The organism is Klebsiella michiganensis (assembly GCA_000963575.1).
Lineage (GTDB): Bacteria > Pseudomonadota > Gammaproteobacteria > Enterobacterales > Enterobacteriaceae > Cedecea > Cedecea michiganensis_A.
In genome coordinates this window covers 1,041,846-1,062,854 of the sequence record CP011077.1, presented here as the reverse complement: position 1 = coordinate 1,062,854, position 21,009 = coordinate 1,041,846, and the positions used below count along the sequence as shown (strand labels likewise).

The 21,009-nt window shown below is 54.0% G+C and carries 16 protein-coding genes; 5 read left to right on the top strand and 11 right to left on the bottom strand.

Translation table 11 applies throughout. From position 1 onward, the window contains the following. The first annotated feature begins 38 nt into the window (after window positions 1–38). Window positions 39–1,091 carry a cysteine synthase gene (locus tag VW41_04935; GenBank protein AJZ88436.1) on the top strand — a complete coding sequence of 351 codons (1,053 nt, stop codon included), beginning with the start codon at window positions 39–41 and terminating at the stop codon, window positions 1,089–1,091. A 174-nt stretch (window positions 1,092–1,265) separates the two neighbouring features. On the opposite strand, the gene VW41_04930 is transcribed toward VW41_04935, so the two are convergent. Next, window positions 1,266–2,090 (bottom strand): thiamin pyrimidine pyrophosphate hydrolase, encoded by an 825-nt coding sequence (locus VW41_04930; protein AJZ88435.1) that lies wholly within the window; start codon window positions 2,088–2,090, stop codon window positions 1,266–1,268. Window positions 2,091–2,184: 94 nt separating this feature from the next. Between VW41_04930 and VW41_04925 the strand changes: the two genes are divergently transcribed. Together VW41_04925 and VW41_04920 are read left to right on the top strand one after the other, a co-directional pair. Next, complete coding sequence (locus VW41_04925; GenBank protein ID AJZ88434.1) at window positions 2,185–3,888, top strand: peptide ABC transporter substrate-binding protein; 1,704 nt, start codon at window positions 2,185–2,187, stop codon at window positions 3,886–3,888. Window positions 3,889–3,963: 75 nt separating this feature from the next. Next, complete coding sequence (locus VW41_04920; GenBank protein ID AJZ88433.1) at window positions 3,964–4,659, top strand: queuosine biosynthesis protein QueC; 696 nt, start codon at window positions 3,964–3,966, stop codon at window positions 4,657–4,659. Window positions 4,660–4,803: 144 nt separating this feature from the next. Here VW41_04920 and VW41_04915 read toward each other — a convergent pair whose 3' ends face one another. The 9 genes from VW41_04915 to VW41_04875 all read right to left on the bottom strand — a co-directional run bounded on the left by VW41_04915 (window position 4,804) and on the right by VW41_04875 (window position 15,246). Further along, window positions 4,804–5,205, bottom strand: coding sequence for a thioesterase (locus VW41_04915; GenBank protein ID AJZ88432.1), 402 nt, complete (start codon window positions 5,203–5,205; stop codon window positions 4,804–4,806). Window positions 5,206–5,337: 132 nt separating this feature from the next. Then, window positions 5,338–5,694, bottom strand: a complete 357-nt coding sequence (locus VW41_04910; protein AJZ88431.1) for a competence protein ComEA — start codon at window positions 5,692–5,694, stop codon at window positions 5,338–5,340. Window positions 5,695–5,833: 139 nt separating this feature from the next. Further along, window positions 5,834–7,708, bottom strand: coding sequence for a molecular chaperone (locus VW41_04905; protein ID AJZ88430.1), 1,875 nt, complete (start codon window positions 7,706–7,708; stop codon window positions 5,834–5,836). 236 nt (window positions 7,709–7,944) lie between these two features. Beyond that, window positions 7,945–8,217: a transcriptional regulator HU subunit alpha gene (locus tag VW41_04900; protein ID AJZ88429.1), complete on the bottom strand. Its 273-nt coding sequence runs from the start codon at window positions 8,215–8,217 to the stop codon at window positions 7,945–7,947. 209 nt (window positions 8,218–8,426) lie between these two features. Continuing rightward, complete coding sequence (locus VW41_04895; GenBank protein ID AJZ88428.1) at window positions 8,427–10,781, bottom strand: DNA-binding protein; 2,355 nt, start codon at window positions 10,779–10,781, stop codon at window positions 8,427–8,429. A 176-nt stretch (window positions 10,782–10,957) separates the two neighbouring features. Further along, window positions 10,958–12,232 (bottom strand): Clp protease ClpX, encoded by a 1,275-nt coding sequence (gene clpX / locus VW41_04890; GenBank protein AJZ88427.1) that lies wholly within the window; start codon window positions 12,230–12,232, stop codon window positions 10,958–10,960. Window positions 12,233–12,362: 130 nt separating this feature from the next. Further along, complete coding sequence (locus VW41_04885; protein ID AJZ88426.1) at window positions 12,363–12,986, bottom strand: hypothetical protein; 624 nt, start codon at window positions 12,984–12,986, stop codon at window positions 12,363–12,365. Window positions 12,987–13,281: 295 nt separating this feature from the next. Continuing rightward, on the bottom strand, window positions 13,282–14,580 hold the full coding sequence (locus VW41_04880; protein ID AJZ88425.1) for a trigger factor: 1,299 nt from the start codon (window positions 14,578–14,580) through the stop codon (window positions 13,282–13,284). Between the two features lie 348 nt (window positions 14,581–14,928). Beyond that, complete coding sequence (locus tag VW41_04875) at window positions 14,929–15,246, bottom strand: transcriptional regulator BolA (GenBank protein AJZ88424.1); 318 nt, start codon at window positions 15,244–15,246, stop codon at window positions 14,929–14,931. Between the two features lie 305 nt (window positions 15,247–15,551). On the opposite strand from VW41_04875, the gene VW41_04870 reads away from it, so the two are divergent. After that, entirely contained in the window at window positions 15,552–16,130 is a 579-nt protein-coding gene (locus VW41_04870; protein ID AJZ88423.1) for a hypothetical protein, read from the top strand. Window positions 16,131–16,187: 57 nt separating this feature from the next. Continuing rightward, entirely contained in the window at window positions 16,188–17,663 is a 1,476-nt protein-coding gene (gene ampG / locus VW41_04865) for a muropeptide transporter (protein AJZ88422.1), read from the top strand. Window positions 17,664–17,742: 79 nt separating this feature from the next. Here the strand turns inward: ampG and VW41_04860 are convergent, their stop codons facing one another. After that, window positions 17,743–20,520, bottom strand: coding sequence for an NADH:flavin oxidoreductase (locus VW41_04860; GenBank protein AJZ88421.1), 2,778 nt, complete (start codon window positions 20,518–20,520; stop codon window positions 17,743–17,745). Between the last annotated feature and the right edge of the window lie 489 nt (window positions 20,521–21,009).

The following is a 21,009-nucleotide window of genomic DNA, read 5'->3' as shown; positions in this document are numbered from 1 at the left end:
GATTACGCTAAGCACAAATTGATAAATGAGAATTTTCCATGACCAGCACCTGGGTGACTAACGCCATCAGCGAGATCAACGCCGACTATCAACGCTCTGCAGATACGCATCTTATCCGCCTGACTTTGCCCGCTTTTCCGGGTATTCAGCTGTATCTGAAAGATGAGAGCACGCACCCGACCGGCAGCCTGAAGCACCGCCTCGCGCGCTCACTGTTCCTGTACGGGCTGTGTAACGGCTGGATTAAAGAAGGCACCACGATTATCGAAGCTTCTTCTGGCTCAACGGCGGTGTCTGAAGCCTATTTTGCTCGTCTGCTTGGTTTGCCGTTTATTGCCGTGATGCCCGCCAGCACCGCAAAACGTAAAATTGAACAAATTGAATTCTACGGCGGCCGCTGCCACTTTGTAGAAAGCGCCTGCGAAATTTACGCCGCTTCGGAAATGCTTGCCCGTGAGCTAAACGGCCATTATATGGATCAGTTCACCTACGCCGAGCGGGCAACCGACTGGCGCGGTAACAACAACATCGCCGACAGTATTTTCCGCCAGATGACCCATGAGCCGCATCCGGTACCGGATTACATCGTGATGAGCGCCGGTACTGGCGGCACATCGGCCACTATCGGGCGCTACCTTCGCTTCCAGGGCCATGACACTAAGCTCACCGTTGTCGATCCGCAGAACTCGGTGTTTCTTGATTACTGGCATCAGCGCGATTGTGGCCTGAAAAGCGAAGTTGGCAGCAAAATCGAGGGTATTGGCCGCCCACGCTGCGAACCTTCGTTTATTCCCGATGTGATTGACGAAATGATGCGCGTTCCGGACGCAGCCAGCGTCGCCACCATGCTGTGGCTGGAATCCCAGCTTGGCCGGAAAGTGGGTGCCTCAACCGGCACCAATATGTGGGGTGTGCTGCAACTTGCCGCCAGAATGCGCGAGGAAGGCCGGAGTGGTTCTATCGTGACGCTGCTGTGCGATAGCGGTGAACGCTATCTTGAGTCCTACTACAATTCTGCCTGGGTCAACGATCATATCGGCGATCTCTCACCGTTTAAGGCTGAGATTGCCCGACTCATATCAATCCCCTAAATAATTCGAGTCGCAGGACAAAAAGACTTTCAGGTCGTTTTGAACAGCGCTTGCGCTGGCCCCGAAGGGGTGAGGCTCATGAATAAGCCGGCCGTCAACGCACCTGCGGCTTGAAGTATGACGTGTATAGGCGGGTATAAAAAAACCGGGCTAAATGCCCGGTGCTGTAAGGTCTCAATATTCGGGGGAATAGGTGAGATGTGGAGTGTCCAGCCAGTGCGTCAAATAGTGCGAGACCGCCTGGTTACGGCAATGGCCAATAACCGGCAGATGGGGTAAGTCCGCTTTTAACTGCGGCATGGCGTTGCCCATAATCAGGCCGTGCCCTACCGCCGAGAGCATTTCGCGGTCGTTCATCGCGTCGCCAAATGCCATGCAATCCTGCAGAGTGAAACCTAGGTGGGTGCTCAGTACGCCAAGCGCTGCCCCCTTGTTGCTGCCCACCGGCAGCACTTCCAGGCAATCCATTGCCGAGAAGCAAATAAATGCGCGATCGCCCAGCGCTTCATTGAGCTGAATACGCAGGCGGCAGAGATCGTCGTGATCGCCGCAGAAGCAGATCTTAGTGACTTCGTGAGCCGGTAGAGTACGAAGATCGACGATATGCGGCCGGAAACCGCTATAAACGTGCGCATGAAGCATTTCCGGGATTTCATGGCTGGTTAACCAACCTGAATCGTTAAATGCATGCATGCTCGCTTCCGTGTCCCAATGGCCGTGCAGCACCGTCTCTACCGCCCACGGCGAAAGATCGTTGCGGTGCATTAACTCACCTTCCATGCTGTGAACGCGCGTGCCGTTCCCGGTGATAAGGAAAGCCTCCAGATCGATCTTGCCGAGGATATGGCGCATCTCCAGCTCGTGCCGACCCGTAGCAAAGGCCAGGGTTATCTGGCGCTCTTCACGCAGGCGCTTCAGCGTATTCAGGGTTGCTTCCCCAAGGTGATGGTCGGGCAGCAGCAGCGTGCCGTCCATATCAAATGCAGCCAGACGAGCCATGGTTACTCCAGAAGTGATCGTGACAGCTAAAAGTATCCTCTGGAATATACGGAACTAATAGTGAATACTTGGTAAAAAATGTTCCGGGTTTATTATGCGACTTCTGAATCGGCTCAATCAGTTCCAGCGTTTATGGCAGCCTTCCGGCGGAGAACCGCAGCAGGTGACCGTTGCCGAGCTGGCCGAGCGCTGCTTTTGCAGCGATCGTCACGTCAGGACGCTGCTTAACCAGCTTGAAGATGCGGGCTGGCTGCGCTGGCGCGCGCAGTCTGGCCGCGGTAAACGCGGTGACCTCACCTTTCTGGTTTCACCGGAACATGTCCGTTCGGGCATGATGGAGCAGGTTTTAGATAAGGGTCAGCATCAGAACGCCCTGGAGCTGGCCCAGCTCGCCCCGGAGCAGCTTCGCCAGCTATTACAGCCGTTCCTCGGCGGCCAGTGGCAAAACGATGTCCCGACGCTGCGCATCCCTTATTACCGCCCGCTCGATCCCGTCGCCCCAGGTTTTCTGCCGGGCCGGGCCGAGCAGCACCTCGCCGGGCAGGTGTTTTCCGGCCTGACGCGGTTTACCCGTGAAAGCCCGGAGCCCCAGCCTGACCTCGCCCACCACTGGCAAATATCAAACAACGGCCTGTGCTGGGACTTTTTTATCCGCTCCACCCTGCACTGGCACAACGGTGAACCTGTAGAAACCCATCAGCTTCAGCACCGGCTGATGATGTTGCTGGAACTCCCTGCTCTGCGGCGGCTGTTCATCAGCATAAAACGGATTGAGATCCCCCATGCGCAGTGTCTGCGGTTTATTTTGCATCGGCCTGACTATTGGCTCGCGCACCGCCTGGCGAGCTACTGCAGCCGCCTGGCCCATCCGCAGGATACTCAGCTGGGCTGCGGCCCATTCCGCATAGTCGGCTTCAAGCCGAATCTGGTGCGGCTGGAAAGCTTTGAAAGCTACCATCTGAAACACCCGCTGCTGAAAGCCATTGAATACTGGATAACCCCGCAGCTCTTCGAAACCACACTCGGCACAAGCTGCCTGCATCCGGTACAAATCGCCATCGGCCAGCAGGATGAGTTGGAGAATCTGCGCCCGGTCAGCAATAGCATCAGCCTGGGCTTTTGCTATCTGGGGATCAGGCCGCAGGGGAGGCTCAGCGCAGCACAGGCCAGAACAATCATGCAGATTGTCCGGGAGCCGGAGATGATCGCCACGCTGCCGCTTAACAGCGAGCTTATCACCTCCAATCGGGAGATGATCCCCGGCTGGCAAATTCCCGGCTGGGATACCCACACAGCCGTAGCGTTACCGAAAAAACTCACGCTGGTTTACCATTTGCCGGTTGAGCTTCATGCCATGGCCCTGCAGCTCAGGCACTATCTGGCAGAGCGCGGCTGTGAACTGACGGTCATTTTTCACGATGCCAAAACCTGGGCTGGCTGCGAGGATTTAGCCCAGGCCGATATCGTGATGGGCGACAGACTGATTGGGGAAGCCCCGGAATACACCCTTGAGCAATGGCTTCGCAGCGATGTCCTGTGGCCTAATTTATTAAGCGCCGGGCATTACGCACACCTGCAGGCCACGCTGGATGCCGTGCAGGCTTACTTTCCTCCTGTTGAGCGTAATGAAGGCCTGAAAGAAGTCTTTCACGGCCTGATGCGGGAGGCCGTGGTCACGCCGCTGTTTAATTATCGCTACCAGATTAGCGCCCCACCCGGCGTAAATGGCATTGAACTGAATGCCTGGGGCTGGTTTGATTTTTGTGAAGCCTGGCTGCCGCCGCCAGGAATGGCGTGAAGAAGCTGGCCCGCGCCCTGGCGGGGCGTTACCATACCCCTTTTCCAGACACCCTTGTGAACGACAGGATAGAGAATGAAACGTACAGTCGTGGTTTTCAGCGGCGGACAGGACTCCACCACCTGCCTGATTCAGGCTTTACAGCAATACGATGAAGTGCACTGCGTGACCTTTGATTATGGGCAGCGGCATCGGGCAGAAATAGACGTGGCCCAAAAGCTGTCTCTGAAGCTTGGCGCCCGCGCACATAAAGTCCTGGATGTCACCCTGCTGAACGAACTGGCGGTGAGCAGCCTGACGCGAGACAGCATTCCGGTGCCGGGCTATAACCCCGAGGATAAAGGCATTCCAAGCACTTTCGTACCGGGCCGCAACATCCTGTTCCTGACCCTGGCGGCGATTTACGCGTACCAGGTTGAAGCGGAATCCGTGATAACTGGCGTCTGTGAAACGGACTTCTCTGGCTACCCGGACTGCCGCGATGAGTTTGTCAAAGCGCTCAATCACGCGGTAAGCCTCGGGATGGCAAGAAACATCCGGTTTGAAACGCCGCTGATGTGGCTGGACAAAGCGGAAACCTGGGCGCTGGCCGATTACTGGCAGAGCCTGGAAACGGTGCGCCAGGAGACGCTAACCTGCTACAACGGCATTCAGGGCGACGGCTGTGGAGAATGTGCCGCCTGCAACCTGCGTGCTAACGGCCTGAACCACTATCTGGCCAATAAACCCGCAGTAATGGCCGCGATGCAGCAAAAGACTGGCCTCAAATAAGACATAACGGCGTGGTGACCAACCTCTGTCGATAGAAGAAATACCGGACGGTTCGTAAAAAAGACCGGAAAATCAATTTATTGATTTTCGGCTGATAATCACACAGAGGGGAAAACCACGCTTTTCCCCTCTTTGTCAGCAATTTTAGGCATTCATCATCTGTTCGAGCTTGTCACGCAGTTCACCCTCCAGCGGAACGGCCTTTTGCGTTTTTAAATCAATGCAGACAAAGGTCAGCAGCGCATCGGCGACGGCTTCGCCTTCAGGCTCGAGCGTCACCACCTGGCTTAATACCCCACTTTTACCGTTTAGCTGTTGAAGCGAACTTTCGATACGCAGCAGGTCGCCAAGCACCGCCGGGCGGCGGTAGCTGATATTGATATTCACCACGATAAAAGCGATGTTGTGTTCCGTCATCCACTGGAAGCCCGTTGTTTTTTCCAGCCCTTCCCAGCGGGCTTCCTCGAGGAACTCGAGATAACGAGCGTTGTTAACGTGTTGGTAGACATCCATATGGTATCCACGAACTTTGATATGTGTCTGCATAGCGCGAAACCCTTGTACTGTTTATTGTTGTCATCAGGTGAAGGTAAGCGAGGCCATACCCCACCAACTGGTATGACCTCTAACTCAGCGTAGCAAACTTTCTTCTTCAGGTGGAAGCCTGAGCACGTAAACTCAAAGTTTTATGCGAGCCAGGTTACGTTCTACCAGCGATGCGCCAATGCCAGGCACCTCATGCAGCTGGTCGAGTGTTTTGAAAGGACCAAATTCATCGCGATAGCTCACGATGGCCTGCGCCTTTTTCAGCCCCACGCCGTTCATCTTCTGAGCCAGTTCTTCTGCCGGGGCGCTATTGAGACTCACCAGCCCCTCCCCTTGCTCCGCCGCTTTGGCTGGGGCCGTTTTAGGCTGCGCCGCTGAGGTGTTGACCGGGGCCGAACCCGCCTTTTCTGCGGCAGAATATGCCGGTGCGCAGCCAAGTAAACCGGCCAGTACGAGGGAGAGTGAAAATGCTTTGATTCCTGATGTCATGCTGTGTCCTCCATGTGTGTTGACAGCCCACTCACCATAGCGAGGATAAAAATCAGCGACAAACGCCGGGTTGAAGATATGGAAAAGGCCGCGAAAGCGGCCTTCTGGAGTTACACTGCGTTGCAAAAATTTGCGAGGATTACTGCTGCTGGTCGATGATATCGCCCAGTTTAATCTTCGCTTCTTTGCGCAGGTTGGACATCAGCGCTTCGAAAGCAATCTGGGCGTTGTTCTGGGTGATCCCCTGCACCATCGCTTTTTTCTGCTCGTCCGGCATAGAGCCCGCTTTCACTTCGTCCAGAGACAGCAGTACAACGTTGCCCTGCATGTCATTGGCGACGCCATAGCTCGGCTTGTCTTTCGCCGGCAGAGGCAGACCAAAGGCAGCCTGGCTGATAGGATCCTGTCCGGTGCGGCTCAGGGTTTTCGCCTCGCCGAAGCTCAGGCCAGCGGCTTTCATGTCATCAGCACCTTTGCCCAGTTTCAGCGCGTTCAGCAGCTTGTCGGCATCCAGCCTCGCCTGCTGCTCAGCTTTCTGCTGCTTCACGGCGGCAATCACCTGGTCACGCACTTCTGCCAGCGGTTTAACCGCTTCGGCTTTATGCTCGGCAACGCGCAGAACGAAAGCGCGATCGCCGTCGACGGTGATGATGTCAGAGTTGCTGCCCGGTGAACCGTTTTCGCCCACCAGACCGCCGCTGAAGATAGCGTCGGCAACCGGTTTAAAGTTCAGCTCGTCCGGCAGATTGTCGTGGCCGAACCAGACGGTTTCAACGGCTTTAACGCCTGCAACTTTCTCGGCGCTTGCCAGAGATTCGTTATCGTTGCTAGCGGCATCGCTCACTTTCTGCTGCAGCGCATAGTAAGCGTCAACGGCTTTTTCCTGCTTAACTTTAGCCACGATGCCGTCACGGACTTCCGCCAGCGGCTTCACAACGGCAGGCTGGATATCATCCAGGCGAACAATCAGGAAACCAACGGAAGACTTGACGACGCCCGACAGCTGGCCTTTTTCTTTCAGACCGGCATTTTTCAGTTCATCAGGCGTGGTGGAGGCTTCCAGCCAGCCCATGTCACCGCCGTTGCGGGCAGAGATAATGTCAGCTGATTTGGCCTTCGCCAGCGCGGCAAAATCGCCGCCCTTGTTCAGCTCGTCAAGAATCGCTTTCGCTTCATCTTCAGTTTTGGTCTGAATCACGCTGTAGCGGTTGCGCTGCGGCTGGGTGAATTCATCTTTGTGCTGATCGTAGTAAGCCTGAACGTCCGCATCACTGGCCTCTTCCTGCATGGAAGCGGCGTCCAGTTTGATGTAGCTGACTTTAAACTGTTCCGGAGTGATGTAGCGGCTTTTGTTCTGCTCGTAGTTGGCGTTGATTTCCTGCTCGGAAGCCTCTTGCTTCGCGGCCAGCGCTTTCACGTCAATAGTGGCTTCACGCACTACGCGTTGCTGGGAAACCAATGCCGCCAGCTCGTCGGTTTCACCGTTGAGCATAAAGTCGGTACCAACCACGGCTTTAATCAACTGGTCGGTGGTGAGCTGATTACGCAGCGCCTGTGCGTACTGATCGGCCGTCAGTCCCATATTGCCGATGATTGCGTTATAGCGAGCGTTATCGAACTTACCGTTATTCTGGAAGGCAGGCTGGCTGAAGATGGCCATTTTCACCTGCTCGTCGCTGATGCCGAGGCCCAGATGTTTGGCGTACTGATCGAGCAGCGCCTCATCAATCAGCTGGTTGAGCACCTGCTGACGCATCTGCTTCATGTAGCCTTCGTTGCCCGCGAGGACGGAGAACTGATCGCCCAATTGCTGCTGCTGACGATTACGCTCGTTAGCCACCGCATTTTCGAACTGGCTACGGCCGATCTCCTGGCCATTTACTTTTGCGGCATAATTATTGTTACCGCCAGTCAGGTAGCTACCCACGCCAGTCAGAACGAATGACAAGATAATCAAACCCAGAATGATCTTGAGCACGACATGGTTAGCCGCCGCTCGTAAATTGTCCATCATGGTGTAACAACACTCCGCTGTAGTATGACTTGGTAAACCTGCGCAGGCGCTAAGCTGGCATCCTTAGTGACTCAAGCTGCCCTGTGCTGCGCGCAAGGGCGTATTGTGACAAGAAACCCGCTGCAAATCATCAACACCTGCGTAAAATTCGGCTTCAGGCAATAAAAAAGGCACATCAAATGATGCGCCCCTGCGATACCTGACACCATACACCCCAGTCAGTCGGGGCTAATAAATCAGTTAACAGCGTCTTTCAGCGCTTTACCAGCACGGAAGCCTGGTACTTTTGCTGCGGCGATGGTGATTTCTTTACCGGTTTGAGGGTTACGGCCAGTACGGGCAGCACGCTCTTTAACAGCAAAGGTACCAAAACCTACCAGTGCTACGTCTTCCCCGGACTGCAGAGATTCAGTAACAGAAGCAATAACAGCATCTAACGCACGTCCAGCCGCGGCTTTAGAAATATCAGCACCTGCGGCAATTTTGTCTATCAGTTGAGATTTATTCACTCTTCTCTTCCTCTCTTTATAATTTATATCGCACCTGATATCCCTCAGGCGCGACCGCGCAGCAGTTATAACAGGCTCGTCATGCCCTTACAACAGGAGTTGTGGACGATAAGCTCAGCCAGCAACTAAATTAGCGACACAAAAAAAAGCTGGCAAGTGACAATTCACTTACCAGCCCTAATTTTATTGACTGTATTTGCGTCAGGTCACTATTTTGCGGTGACTACCTGCATGCCGGAAGGCTCATTCTGCAGCGCAAGGGTCAGAACTTCCTCAATACGCTTCACAGGATGAATAGTCAGGTCGGCAATCACATTGTCCGGAATTTCTTCCAGATCGCGCTTGTTGTCGTCCGGGATCAGTACTGTTTTGATGCCGCCCCGGTGTGCCGCCAGCAGCTTCTCTTTCAGACCACCAATCGGCAACACCTGACCACGCAGGGTAATTTCACCGGTCATTGCCACATCGGCACGCACCGGGTTCCCCGTCAGGCAGGACACCAGCGCGGTACACATTGCGATACCGGCACTTGGACCGTCTTTCGGCGTAGCCCCTTCCGGTACGTGAACGTGAATATCACGTTTTTCGTAGAAGTCACCGTTGATACCCAGTTTTTCCGCACGGGCACGAACCACGGTCAGCGCAGCCTGGATGGACTCCTGCATGACTTCACCGAGAGAGCCGGTATAAGTCAGCTTGCCTTTACCCGGTACGCAGGCGGTTTCAATGGTCAGCAGGTCGCCGCCCACTTCCGTCCACGCGAGCCCGGTCACCTGGCCTACACGGTTTTCGCTGTCGGCACGGCCGTAATCAAAGCGCTGCACCCCAAGGTAATCCTTCAGGTTATCGCCGTTGATTTCGATGTGTTTGAGCGATTTATCCAGCAGCAACTGTTTCACCGCTTTACGGCACAGCTTGGAGATTTCACGCTCCAGGCTACGGACGCCCGCTTCACGAGTGTAATAGCGGATAATGCCGACAATGGCGCTGTCATCAACCTTCAGCTCGCCTTTTTTCAGGGCGTTGCGTTCGATTTGCTTCGGCAACAGGTGCTGTTTGGCAATGTTCAGTTTTTCGTCTTCGGTGTAACCCGACAGACGAATCACTTCCATACGGTCCAGCAATGGCGCCGGGATGTTCATGGAGTTAGAGGTCGCCACAAACATCACGTCGCTGAGATCGTAGTCCACTTCCAGGTAGTGATCGTTAAACGTCACGTTCTGTTCTGGATCAAGCACTTCCAGAAGAGCAGACGCCGGATCGCCACGCATGTCGGAAGACATCTTGTCGATTTCATCCAGCAGGAACAGCGGGTTTTTCACCCCGACTTTTGCCATCTTCTGAATCAGTTTACCCGGCATAGAGCCGATGTAAGTCCGGCGGTGACCGCGGATTTCCGCTTCGTCACGCACGCCGCCCAGCGCCATGCGCACGTATTTACGGCCCGTGGCTTTAGCGATGGACTGGCCCAGAGAGGTTTTACCTACCCCTGGCGGCCCGACCAGGCAAAGAATTGGCCCTTTCAGTTTGTTCACGCGGCTCTGGACTGCGAGGTATTCCAGAATGCGATCTTTCACACGTTCGAGGCCGTAATGGTCAGTATCGAGGATTTCCTGCGCCTGACGCAGATCTTTTTTGACCTTGCTGCGGGCGTTCCACGGAACCTGAACCATCCAGTCAATATAGCCGCGCACCACGGTGGCTTCCGCAGACATCGGCGACATCATTTTCAGCTTCTGCAGCTCGGCTTCGGTTTTCTCACGCGCTTCTTTCGGCATTTTCGCCGCGTCAATTTTACGTTTCAGCGCTTCATTTTCGTCAGGTGCATCATCCATTTCGCCCAGTTCTTTCTGAATCGCCTTCATTTGCTCATTCAGATAGTACTCGCGCTGGCTTTTTTCCATCTGCTTTTTAACGCGGTTGCGAATGCGTTTCTCAACCTGCAGCAGATCGATTTCCGACTCCATCATCGCCATCAGGTATTCGAGACGCTCGTTGATATCGGACATCTCAAGCACTGACTGCTTGTCCGACAGCTTCAGCGGCATATGGGCGGCAATGGTATCGGCCAGACGTGCAGGGTCATCGATGCTGTTCAGCGACGTCAGCACTTCCGGTGGAATTTTTTTGTTCAGCTTGATATAGCCTTCAAACTGATTGATTGCGGTGCGAACCAGCACTTCCTGCTCGCGCTCTTCAATCGCCGGCGATTCCAGGTACTCAGCCTGGGCTGAGAAGTGCTCGCCGTTGTCAGACAGCGTAGTGATGCGTGCGCGCTGAAGCCCTTCCACCAGTACTTTTACCGTACCGTCAGGCAGTTTCAGCATCTGCAGAATTGAAGCAACGGTACCTACAGTGAACAGGTCGTTAACACCTGGCTCATCCGTCGAAGCCTCTTTCTGCGCCACCAGCATGATTTTCTTATCATGGTCCATTGCAGCTTCCAGGCAGCGAATGGATTTTTCACGCCCGACAAACAGTGGAATAACCATGTGCGGATAAACCACCACATCGCGCAGCGGCAATACGGGGATTTCAATGCGTTCAGAACGCTCAGGATTCATAGAGCTCTCTCTTAGTTTAATGTCCGCCAGGTGATTTGGTGAACGCTTCCGCTCCACCAACAAGTAAATCAGTATATGGGGCTGTTTCCCGGACATTCAACTGTGGGAATGCAGGAAAAATAAATGGGGGATAAAATCCCCCATTTTCTTATTAACTGACTGGTTATTCTGGCGAATTATTCACCGGAGGCCTGCTGCGCTTCCGGCTTACCATAAATTAATAGCGGCTTGGACTGGCCGGCAATGACGGACTCGTCAATGACCACTTTTTCCACGTCGTCCAGAGATGGCAGATCGTACATGGTGTCCAGCAGCGCACCTTCCACGATGGAACGCAGGCCGCGAGCACCGGTTTTACGGATCATCGCTTTCTTGGCAATCGCATCCAGCGCTTCATCACGGAATTCCAGCTCTACGCCTTCCAGATTGAACAATGCCTGATACTGTTTGGTCAGGGCATTTTTCGGCTCTTTCAGGATCTGGATCAGCGCGTCTTCGCTCAGCTCGCTTAACGTCGCAACAACCGGCAGACGGCCAATGAACTCAGGGATCAGACCAAATTTGATCAGATCTTCTGGCTCAACCTGGCCAAGCAGCTGGCCTTCGCTGGCTTTCTCAGACTTCGCTTTTACCGTTGCACCAAAACCGATACCAGAGCCCGTTTCTACGCGATTAGCGATAACTTTATCCAGGCCTGCAAATGCGCCGCCGCAGATAAACAGAATCTTGGAGGTATCAACCTGCAGGAATTCCTGCTGCGGATGCTTACGCCCACCCTGAGGTGGAACCGCAGCCACGGTGCCTTCAATCAGTTTCAGCAGTGCCTGCTGCACGCCTTCCCCGGACACGTCACGGGTGATGGACGGGTTGTCAGATTTGCGGGAGATTTTATCGATCTCATCGATGTACACGATACCGCGCTGGGCTTTCTGTACGTCGTAGTCGCATTTCTGCAGCAGCTTCTGAATGATATTTTCAACGTCTTCGCCCACGTAACCTGCTTCGGTCAGCGTGGTTGCATCCGCCATGGTAAATGGCACATCCAGCAGGCGAGCCAGCGTTTCTGCCAGCAGCGTTTTACCGCTACCGGTCGGGCCGATCAGCAGGATGTTACTTTTCCCCAACTCGACGCCGTTGGACGTGTCGCTGTTGCGCAGACGTTTGTAGTGGTTGTAAACCGCAACCGCCAGCACTTTTTTAGCCTGCTCTTGGCCGATAACATAATCGTCAAGATGGTGGCGAATTTCGTGCGGCGTTGGCAACGCGCTGCGTTCACGGTGCGGCGCAACTTCTTTAATCTCTTCGCGAATGATGTCGTTGCATAAATCGACACACTCATCGCAGATATACACTGACGGCCCGGCAATCAGCTTGCGCACTTCATGCTGGCTTTTGCCGCAAAAAGAGCAGTACAGCAGTTTGCCTGAACCGTCTTTGCGCTTATCTGTCATCAGTAAAACCTCTTCTCTTTTCTGTGTGCTACCACCGGTAGCACAAGTGCCATTCTACGGCGCAGCCGATAGTGAAGCGTTCAGTCAGGCCGCTACTTGACTATAGTATAGCGGCCCAATGCTTCGGGCATTAGTTACGGTGAGTCAGGATCGAATCGACTAAACCGTACTCTACCGCTTCGCTTGCGGAGAGGAAACGATCGCGCTCGGTGTCTTTCTCGATTTGTTCAAGCGATTTGCCCGTATGTTCTGCCATCAGCTCGTTCATACGTGCCTTCACTTTCAGGATCTCTTTAGCGTGGATTTCGATGTCCGTCGCCTGGCCCTGATAGCCGCCCAGCGGCTGGTGAATCATGACGCGGGAGTTAGGCAGGCAGAAACGCTTACCTTTTGCCCCTGCGGTCAGCAGGAATGCGCCCATCGAACAAGCCTGGCCCATACAAATGGTGCTGACGTCCGGCTTAATAAACTTCATGGTGTCGTAAATCGACATCCCGGCCGTAATTACGCCACCCGGAGAGTTGATGTAAAGATAGATATCTTTCTCCGGGTTTTCTGCTTCCAGAAACAGCATCTGCGCCACAATCAGGTTAGCCATATGATCTTCTACCTGACCGGTCAGGAAGATGACGCGCTCCTTAAGCAGACGAGAATAGATATCGTATGAACGTTCGCCGCGGGATGTTTGTTCAACAACCATCGGCACCAGGGCCATATGGGGTGCTAATTGATCTCGTTCGCCACTGTATGACATGTCCGTCTCCTGGAGTAATTAAGCCTACTGTACTGATTCTACTTGAGACGCAGGATATTGACTATGTTCCTTGCGCCGATTCTGGACGGAGTCAGTCAGGGATTGTTAATGGAACCTCACCCGAATAATGGGGATGATTTGCCCTGTTTCAAGCATAACAACCTTTTGTTGTTACGCTAACCCTGAAATGGGGTTTTATTGATGGCTTATCGTGTGATTTAGCGATAAAAAAAGCCCGCCACCAAGAGGTGACGGGCCCGATGCTGCGTTTTTTGGCTAATCAGCCAAAAAGCACTTACGCCTGCTGGTTCATCAGCTCGCTGAAAGTGGTCGCTTTTTCGGACACTTTTGCTTTAGCCAGAACGGCTTCAACAGCCTGCTCTTCCAGCGCAACGTTGCGCATGTTGTCCATCAGCTCTTTGTTTTTACCGTAGAACTCGATGACTTCAGTCGGATCTTCGTAGGCAGAAGCCATTTCTTCGATCAGACCTTTAACACGCTCTTCGTCAGCTTTCAGCTCGTGGGTACGAATCACTTCGCCCAGCAGCAGACCGACAACAACGCGACGTTTAGCCTGCTCTTCGAACAGTTCACGAGGCAGTTCCAGAGCTTGCTTCTCGTTGCCACCGAAACGCTGTGCAGCCTGACGGCGCAGAACGTCGATTTCGCCGTCGATCAGCGCAGCTGGTACGTCGATGTTGTTGGCGTTAACCAGACCGTCGATCGCCTGAGACTTAACGCGGTTACGCACTGCGCCTTTCAGTTCGCGATCCATGTTTTTACGGACTTCGGTACGCAGGCCAGCTACGGAACCATCTTCAACGCCGAAACGCTTGATGAATTCTTCGGTGAATTCTGGCAGCTCACGCGCTTCAACTTTCTTCAGCACGATGTCGAACTTCGCTGCTTTCCCTTTCAGGTTTTCAGCGTGATATTCTTCCGGGAAGGTCACTTCGATAGTGAACTCTTCGCCAGCTTTGTGGCCAACGATGCCGTCTTCGAAGCCAGGGATCATGCGACCCTGACCCATTGCCAGCACGAAGTCAGAGGCTTTACCGCCTTCAAACACTTCGCCGTCAACGGAACCGGTGAAATCGATGGTCACGCGATCTTCTGCGGTCGCTGCAGCGTCGCTGTCTTTCCAGGTCGCCTGCTGCTTACGCAGGGTGTCCAGCATTGCATCAACGTCTTCGTCGGTCACTTCAACAACCGGTTTTTCAACTTCGATGGCTTCCAGACCCTGCAGCTCAACTTCTGGGTACACTTCGAACTCAACCGCGTAGGTAAAGTCTTCGCCCAGCTTGTATTCGCCCGGCACGTAGTTAGGTGCGCCAGCCGGATTGATCTTCTCTTTGATGATCGCATCAATGAAGTTGCGGCTCATCAGTTCACCCAGCACGTCCTGGCGTACAGATGCGCCATAACGCTGAGCAACTACGGTCATCGGCACTTTACCCTTACGGAAGCCGTCGATACGTACTTTTTTAGCCACGTTGACCAGCTCGCTTTTTACAGCGGTTTCGATGCTGTCTGCAGCGATGGTAAGCGTGAGACGGCGGCCAAGGCCCTGAGTGGTTTCAACTGAAACTTGCATCTTGTTACCTCAAAAAATCACAGTGCTCGGTCAACTCTGGAAGCCCTGGTGGCTTCACAGAACCAGGATGTTCTCTGAATCAGAAACACATTCCCTGTCGTCAGAATCATCCCGAAGACATTCAAAAAATAAGACGCAGCATTATAGCGGCATCGCTGGGGTGAGTCGAGAACGGCAATAGCCCACGGCTGCGGCCTTTTTCACACTTCTTTGTCATTTATTCTTTTTTGCCCGCCTCCCCGGAGAGACAGGCAAAACAAAACGGCCCGCAGGCCGTTTTTGGAAACGCAGTATACATACCGCAACATAACGGAAAAGTTCCCTTAGTTGCAAACGCTTAGCGGTAAATCAGGCGATGCTGCCCGCGCCACGACAGTTCGGGGACGCAAACACCGTATCCTGCAGTCCTTCCCACTCTTTAACGGTGTAAGTGTGCAGCGCCAGCGCATGCACCGGACCCGCCAGTTCTTCGCTCAATGTGCCGTAAATCATGCGGTGGCGGTTTAAAAAGCGTTCGCCCGTAAAACGGTCGCTAACCAGCACAACCTTAAAATGGCTTTCAGAGCCCGCCGGGACATTGTGACGATAGCTTTCATCCACGACTTCCAGGTACGCGGGGGTAAAGGCGGCTTTTAACTTCTCTTCTATCTGCTCGCGTATCAGCATGAACTTTCTCCTCGACAACGTAGAGATGCCACTCATCCCTTTAAATGTTAGCCGCTTTTAGCCAGATTTTGCTTTGAACACAACAAAAATTTAACTTTCACGGGCCTTTCTTCACCCGCTTATCAGAACGTTCATAGGCTTAAGGCACTAAACCGACGGAAAAGTGTCAGAAGGTTTTGCTGAGGCCCGGAAAAATGGCAACGCGATGAAATTCCGTGCGTTAAGCACTTCCCCTGAACGGCCGCAGTGTTATGATGGCGTGATTTTTTATCAGCCTGCCCTTTGAGTACATTGAGAAAGCGAACATGTTAAAAAAATTACTTTTCCCGCTGGTTGCCATGTTTATGCTGGCCAGCTGTGCAACACCGCCAACCACCATTGAAGTGTCGCCAAAAATCACCCTGCCACAGCAGGATCCAAGCCTGATGGGCGTTACGCTAAGCATCAACGGTGCCGATCAGCGTACCAGCCAGGCACTGGCAAAAGTGACCCGCGACAATCAGCTAGTCACGCTGACGCCATCCCGCGATCTGCGCTTCCTGCTGCAGGAAGTGCTGGAGAAGCAGATGACCGCTCGTGGCTATATGATTGGGCCGAACAGCCCGGTTGACCTGCAGATCATCGTTAACCAGCTGTATGCCGACGTTTCCCAGGGTAACGTGCGCTACAACATTGCTACCAAAGCGGACATCTCCATCATTGCTACCGCGAAAAACGGCAACAAGATGACCAAGAACTACCGCTCCAGCTATAACGTCGAAGGCGCGTTCCAGGCCACCAATAAGAATATCGCTGACGCGGTTAACTCCGTGCTGACCGATACCATTGCGGATATGGCTCAGGACACCAGCGTTCACGACTTCGTTAAGCAGAACGCTCGTTAATTTTTACCCCGTTGGCCTGCTCGCGCGGGCCAACAACAGAGTTTGCACAATTCCCCTATGTCCAATCATTATCTGCGCATCTTTCAGCAGCCTAAATCAGCCATTTTACTGATTCTGGGCTTTGCATCCGGCCTGCCTTTAGCCCTGACCTCAGGTACGCTTCAGGCCTGGATGACCGTCGAAAATATCGACCTGAAAACCATCGGTTTCTTCTCGCTTGTGGGCCAGGCCTACGTCTTTAAGTTTCTTTGGTCGCCGGTAATGGACCGCTACACCCCGCCGTTGCTCGGGCGTCGTCGTGGCTGGCTGTTAATTACGCAAATTCTGTTGTTGGTGGCGATTGCCGCTATGGGGTTCCTGGAACCGTCCTCGCAGCTGCGCTGGATGGCTGCTCTGGCGGTGATCATCGCCTTCTGTTCTGCCTCCCAGGACATTGTTTTTGATGCATGGAAAACTGACGTTCTGTCTGCCGAAGAACGCGGTACCGGGGCCGCCATCAGCGTGCTGGGATACCGCCTGGCCATGCTGGTTTCCGGCGGCCTTGCGCTCTGGCTGGCGGATCGCTATTTGGGCTGGCAGGCTACTTACTGGCTAATGGCTGCCCTGCTTGTGCCCTGTATTATTGCCACGCTTTTAGCGCCGGAACCTACCGATGCCGTTCCCGTTCCTAAGAGTCTGGAACGTGCCGTCGTTGAGCCGCTGCGCGACTTCTTTGGCCGCAACAATGCCTGGCTGATTTTACTGTTGATTGTGCTTTATAAGCTGGGCGATGCCTTTGCCATGAGCCTGACCACCACATTCCTGATCCGCGGCGTTGGCTTTGATGCCGGTGAAGTTGGCGTGGTGAACAAAACCCTTGGGCTGTGCGCCACTATTTTCGGCGCGCTGCTTGGCGGGATGCTGATGCAAAAGCTGACGCTGTTCCGCGCGCTGCTGATCTTCGGCATTTTGCAGGGCGTGTCCAACGCCGGTTACTGGCTGCTGTCGGTGACGGATAAAGACATGATTACCATGGCGAGCGCGGTGTTCTTTGAAAACCTGTGCGGTGGCATGGGTACTGCGGCCTTTGTGGCGCTGTTGATGACGCTGTGCAATAAGTCATTTTCGGCCACTCAGTTCGCGCTGCTTTCCGCGCTTTCCGCCGTTGGCCGCGTGTATGTCGGCCCGATTGCCGGCTGGTTTGTGGAAGCCCACGGCTGGCCAACCTTCTATCTGTTCTCCGTGGTCGCCGCAGTACCGGGGATCCTGTTATTGCTGGTGTGTAAGCAAACGCTGGAATTCACCCAGCAAACCGAAACCTTTATGTCACGCAGCGAATTTGCTCCGGCCTATCGCCTGGCGCTGCGTATTCTGGGTTTTGGCTGCCTGCTGCTGGCGGCGTGGCTGCTGGTGATTATCAGCAATGCACTGGGGTTGACCGAGTGGGCGTTTGGATTACAGCTTCTGGAATGGGGCGCTTTGCTTGCCATCGGCGGCATTCTGTTTGGCGGCGTGCTGGACTTCCTTGCCCTGCGTAAAACGGCGCTTATTTAAAAAGAATAAAAAAACCGGGCAAGGTATCGCCCGGTCTGAGAAAGCCGGGAAGGTTACCCTTTCCGGCTTTTTTATCGCCTTAAGCCAGCGCGTGTGCCGCCGCGTTTTGTCCGGCGAGCGTACCGAAGATGATGATATCGGCGACGGCGTTGCCGCCGATGCGGTTTGCACCGTGAATACCGCCCACCACTTCACCTGCGGCCCAGACTCCCTGAATAACCTGATGCTGTTCGGTTACCACTTCGGCGCTGGTATTGATAGTGACACCGCCCATTGTGTGGTGAACCCCTGGCGCAATGCGGATCGCGTAATATGGCCCGGTGTCCAGCGGGAAACGCATCCCGGTGGTGCGCCCAAAGTCCTCATCCTTTTTCTGCTTCACAAAGCCGTTGTAGCGATCCAGCGTTTGCTGCAGCGCGTGAGCATCCATATTCAGCTTCACCGCCAGCTCTTCCGCAGTCGGGGCGCTGAGCACAAACCCACGGGCAATGTATTCATCCGCCGCTTTGTTGTTCTGGCGCACCTGCTCGTCAAACAGGATCCAGGCGCTTTTCTCCGGCAGGGCGATTATCTCCGCGGAAACCTTGTCACGCGTTTCCAGTTCATTGAAGAACCGCTGCCCTTCCTGGCTGACCAGGATAGCCCCACCGCCGCGGATGGACTCGGAGATAAGATAAGAGGTAGTTTGCTCCACGGTCGGATGGATCTGGATCTGATCCATGTCCACCGTACCGGCGCCGATCTTCTCCAGCAGGGCAATACCGCTCCCGGTGGCGCCTTTATGGTTGGTGGTCACAAAACCTTTCAGCTCAGGACGGTAGTGAACCACCATTTTACGGTTGGCGCTGAAGCCGCCGGTAGCGACAACCACGCTTTTCGCCAGCAGAATATGGTGTTCGTTATATTCGTTAGCGACCTTAACCCCCGTGACCACACCATTTTCATGCAGGATCTCTTCCACGGTGGTGTCCAGCAGAACGTCGATGCTGCGCTGGTTTACGTTGTTGACCAGGCCACTTATCAGGAAGCCGCCGACGGCCGAGCGGTCTGCCGGGCGGTGCGTACGGTCGATGCTCATCCCGCCGGTGATAGTGATGTCGTTCAGAACGATATCCAGGCTTGCCAGCCAGTCGATAGCACCCGGCGCACGCTCAACGAACTCTTTTAGCAGTTCGGTGTTGTTTCTGAATTTACCGCCTTTCAGCGTCTCATCGTAAAACAGCTCTTTGCTGTCTTTAATGCCCTTCATCGCCTGGAAACGCGTTTCCGCCGCGTTCATGCCCACGGAAGCTTTGATGGTATTGCCACCGATGGTTGGCATCTTCTCGATGATCACTACGCGGGCACCGGCGTCAGAAGCACGAATAGCCGCCGCCAGGCCTGCGCCCCCGCTGCCGATCACCGCCACGTCGTAGCTTTGAGGCGCATCCGGGTTGCCGCCCTCTTCAATAACGTGTTCTTTACTGGAGGTGGTCATCGCCCGGGAGACCGCTTTCTTCAAGGCTTCACTTTGTGCCGTTGCCCCGGTGACCGCATCCACATACGGGCTGTTTGCCACCAGCATACGCGAGCGCAAAATTTCGAAGCTTGGGGTGAAGTCGACATCCACCGAATCATCCTGCACCAGGGTAATGTCGGTGATACGGTCAGTGTCGAGCGTAACGCTGATTTTGAGTTTAAGCGCTTCGGCTTCCACTTTTTCCTGGAAGACCCCGGCTTTATATTTGCGGCCCGCGGTGCTGGTGTCGCGGATCATGGCATCGACCAGCGAGAAGCGCCACAGTGGCTCGGGGATCAACAGCTCTTCACGCCTTGTGCTGTCGATAAACAGATCCAGCGTTTCATTTTTCAGTACGCGATCGGCCCAGTCCGGGTAAGCAATACAGGCTTTACCGACGGCAATCAGGTCGTAACCCAAGCCCAGAGCTTCTTCGGCATCGCTGCGGTTAACGACCCCGCCCACCCCGATAACCGGCACTTTCGCCAGCGTTTCAGAACGCATTGCTAGGTACTTGTTGATAAGCATAGTGGGATCTTGGGTATCGACTATCGAAGCGCGCTTGAAATAGCCCACGGAGAAGTGCAGGTAATCAACGCCCCTTTCCGCCAGCTTTTCCAGCAGGTACATGGTGTCGTCAAAGCGAATACCCGGCACTTCAATCTCTTCCGGCGAGAAACGGTAGCCGATAATAAAGGAAGCATCGGCGAAACGGCTGACCATTTTGTGGGTAATTTCGAGCACTTCCAGCGGGAAACGCGCGCGGTTGTCGCGGCTGCCGCCCCACTTGTCGTCACGCTGGTTGGAGTTTGGCGAATAGAACTGCTGGATCAGGTAGGTGTTTGCGCCGTGGATCTCCACGCCGTCGAATCCGGCTTTGATGGCACGGTTAACGGCATCGCCGAACTTGGTGATCATCACATCCACTTCTTCGGCGGTCAGGGCTTCAGGCGTGGTGGCCCCTTCACGCGGTGCGGCAATGGCGCTTGGCGCGACGGGCTTCTTGCCGCCAATCAGCTCCGGCTCAACCATTCGACCGCCGTGGTAAATCTGCAGAATTGCTTTAGAGCCGCGGGATTTAATCGCGCTGGCAATCCGCGCCAGGCCAGGGATTTTGTTGTCACTGTCGATAGCCAGGGCGCCAGGGAAAGCTGGGCCTTTAGGATCGATAAAGCAGCATTCGACAATCACGGTGCCGATTGTGCCCGCACGTTCGCGGTAATACTCAACCAAATCGCTCGGTACGCTACCGTCGTAAAAACCGGTACAGGTGGTCATGGGCGCCATGATCAGGCGGTTTTTCAGCACCGCGCCGTTGGGCAAGGTGAGTGGCTTCAGGATCGGAGTTTTGGAGTTCATTCTTTATCATTCCAGCAGGTGAGGTCGACATTGTCCGGCACTCAATGAATAGCCCCGGCAGGCAACACAATTATCAGGGAGTAACGTAATTTGAATTAGTAAACAGAAACGGCAATTTTGCGGAATATTTTTTCGAATGTTAGTCAACGTCTTAAAAAAAGCAAATACAAATAATAACCTTAAATAACAAAAGGTTTTATATCGCTTTGCTGCTACTGAATAGTTGGTGGCAATTAGCGAAGCGGCTTATTTACATCAGGTTACGATTTGATCTTTAACCATTCAAAGACTATGGGTATAAATGAAGCAAATTTTTTAGTTAAATAAAATCGTTGGCTTTTCGCTATACAGAAACCAAAATCAAATACCTGGCACGGCCAGGTGGAGCGCAAAAGAAGGGATAATGTCCCATTGTTTCAGTATGATGAAGGATTCAAGAAACAATCATCTATCACTCAGTAAATATAAGGTTAAATGGAGACTGGGATC

Excerpts from the sequence above, each read along its gene's own strand:
- VW41_04935 (AJZ88436.1), top strand. The coding sequence starts at position 39 with ATGACCAGCACCTGGGTGACTAACGCCATCAGCGAGATCAACGCCGAC.
- VW41_04930 (AJZ88435.1), bottom strand. The coding sequence starts at position 2,090 with ATGGCTCGTCTGGCTGCATTTGATATGGACGGCACGCTGCTGCTGCCC.
- VW41_04925 (AJZ88434.1), top strand. The coding sequence starts at position 2,185 with ATGCGACTTCTGAATCGGCTCAATCAGTTCCAGCGTTTATGGCAGCCT.
- VW41_04920 (AJZ88433.1), top strand. The coding sequence starts at position 3,964 with ATGAAACGTACAGTCGTGGTTTTCAGCGGCGGACAGGACTCCACCACC.
- VW41_04915 (AJZ88432.1), bottom strand. The coding sequence starts at position 5,205 with ATGCAGACACATATCAAAGTTCGTGGATACCATATGGATGTCTACCAA.
- VW41_04910 (AJZ88431.1), bottom strand. The coding sequence starts at position 5,694 with ATGACATCAGGAATCAAAGCATTTTCACTCTCCCTCGTACTGGCCGGT.
- VW41_04905 (AJZ88430.1), bottom strand. The coding sequence starts at position 7,708 with ATGATGGACAATTTACGAGCGGCGGCTAACCATGTCGTGCTCAAGATC.
- VW41_04895 (AJZ88428.1), bottom strand. The coding sequence starts at position 10,781 with ATGAATCCTGAGCGTTCTGAACGCATTGAAATCCCCGTATTGCCGCTG.
- clpX (AJZ88427.1), bottom strand. The coding sequence starts at position 12,232 with ATGACAGATAAGCGCAAAGACGGTTCAGGCAAACTGCTGTACTGCTCT.
- VW41_04885 (AJZ88426.1), bottom strand. The coding sequence starts at position 12,986 with ATGTCATACAGTGGCGAACGAGATCAATTAGCACCCCATATGGCCCTG.
- VW41_04880 (AJZ88425.1), bottom strand. The coding sequence starts at position 14,580 with ATGCAAGTTTCAGTTGAAACCACTCAGGGCCTTGGCCGCCGTCTCACG.
- VW41_04875 (AJZ88424.1), bottom strand. The coding sequence starts at position 15,246 with ATGCTGATACGCGAGCAGATAGAAGAGAAGTTAAAAGCCGCCTTTACC.
- VW41_04870 (AJZ88423.1), top strand. The coding sequence starts at position 15,552 with ATGTTAAAAAAATTACTTTTCCCGCTGGTTGCCATGTTTATGCTGGCC.
- ampG (AJZ88422.1), top strand. The coding sequence starts at position 16,188 with ATGTCCAATCATTATCTGCGCATCTTTCAGCAGCCTAAATCAGCCATT.
- VW41_04860 (AJZ88421.1), bottom strand. The coding sequence starts at position 20,520 with ATGAACTCCAAAACTCCGATCCTGAAGCCACTCACCTTGCCCAACGGC.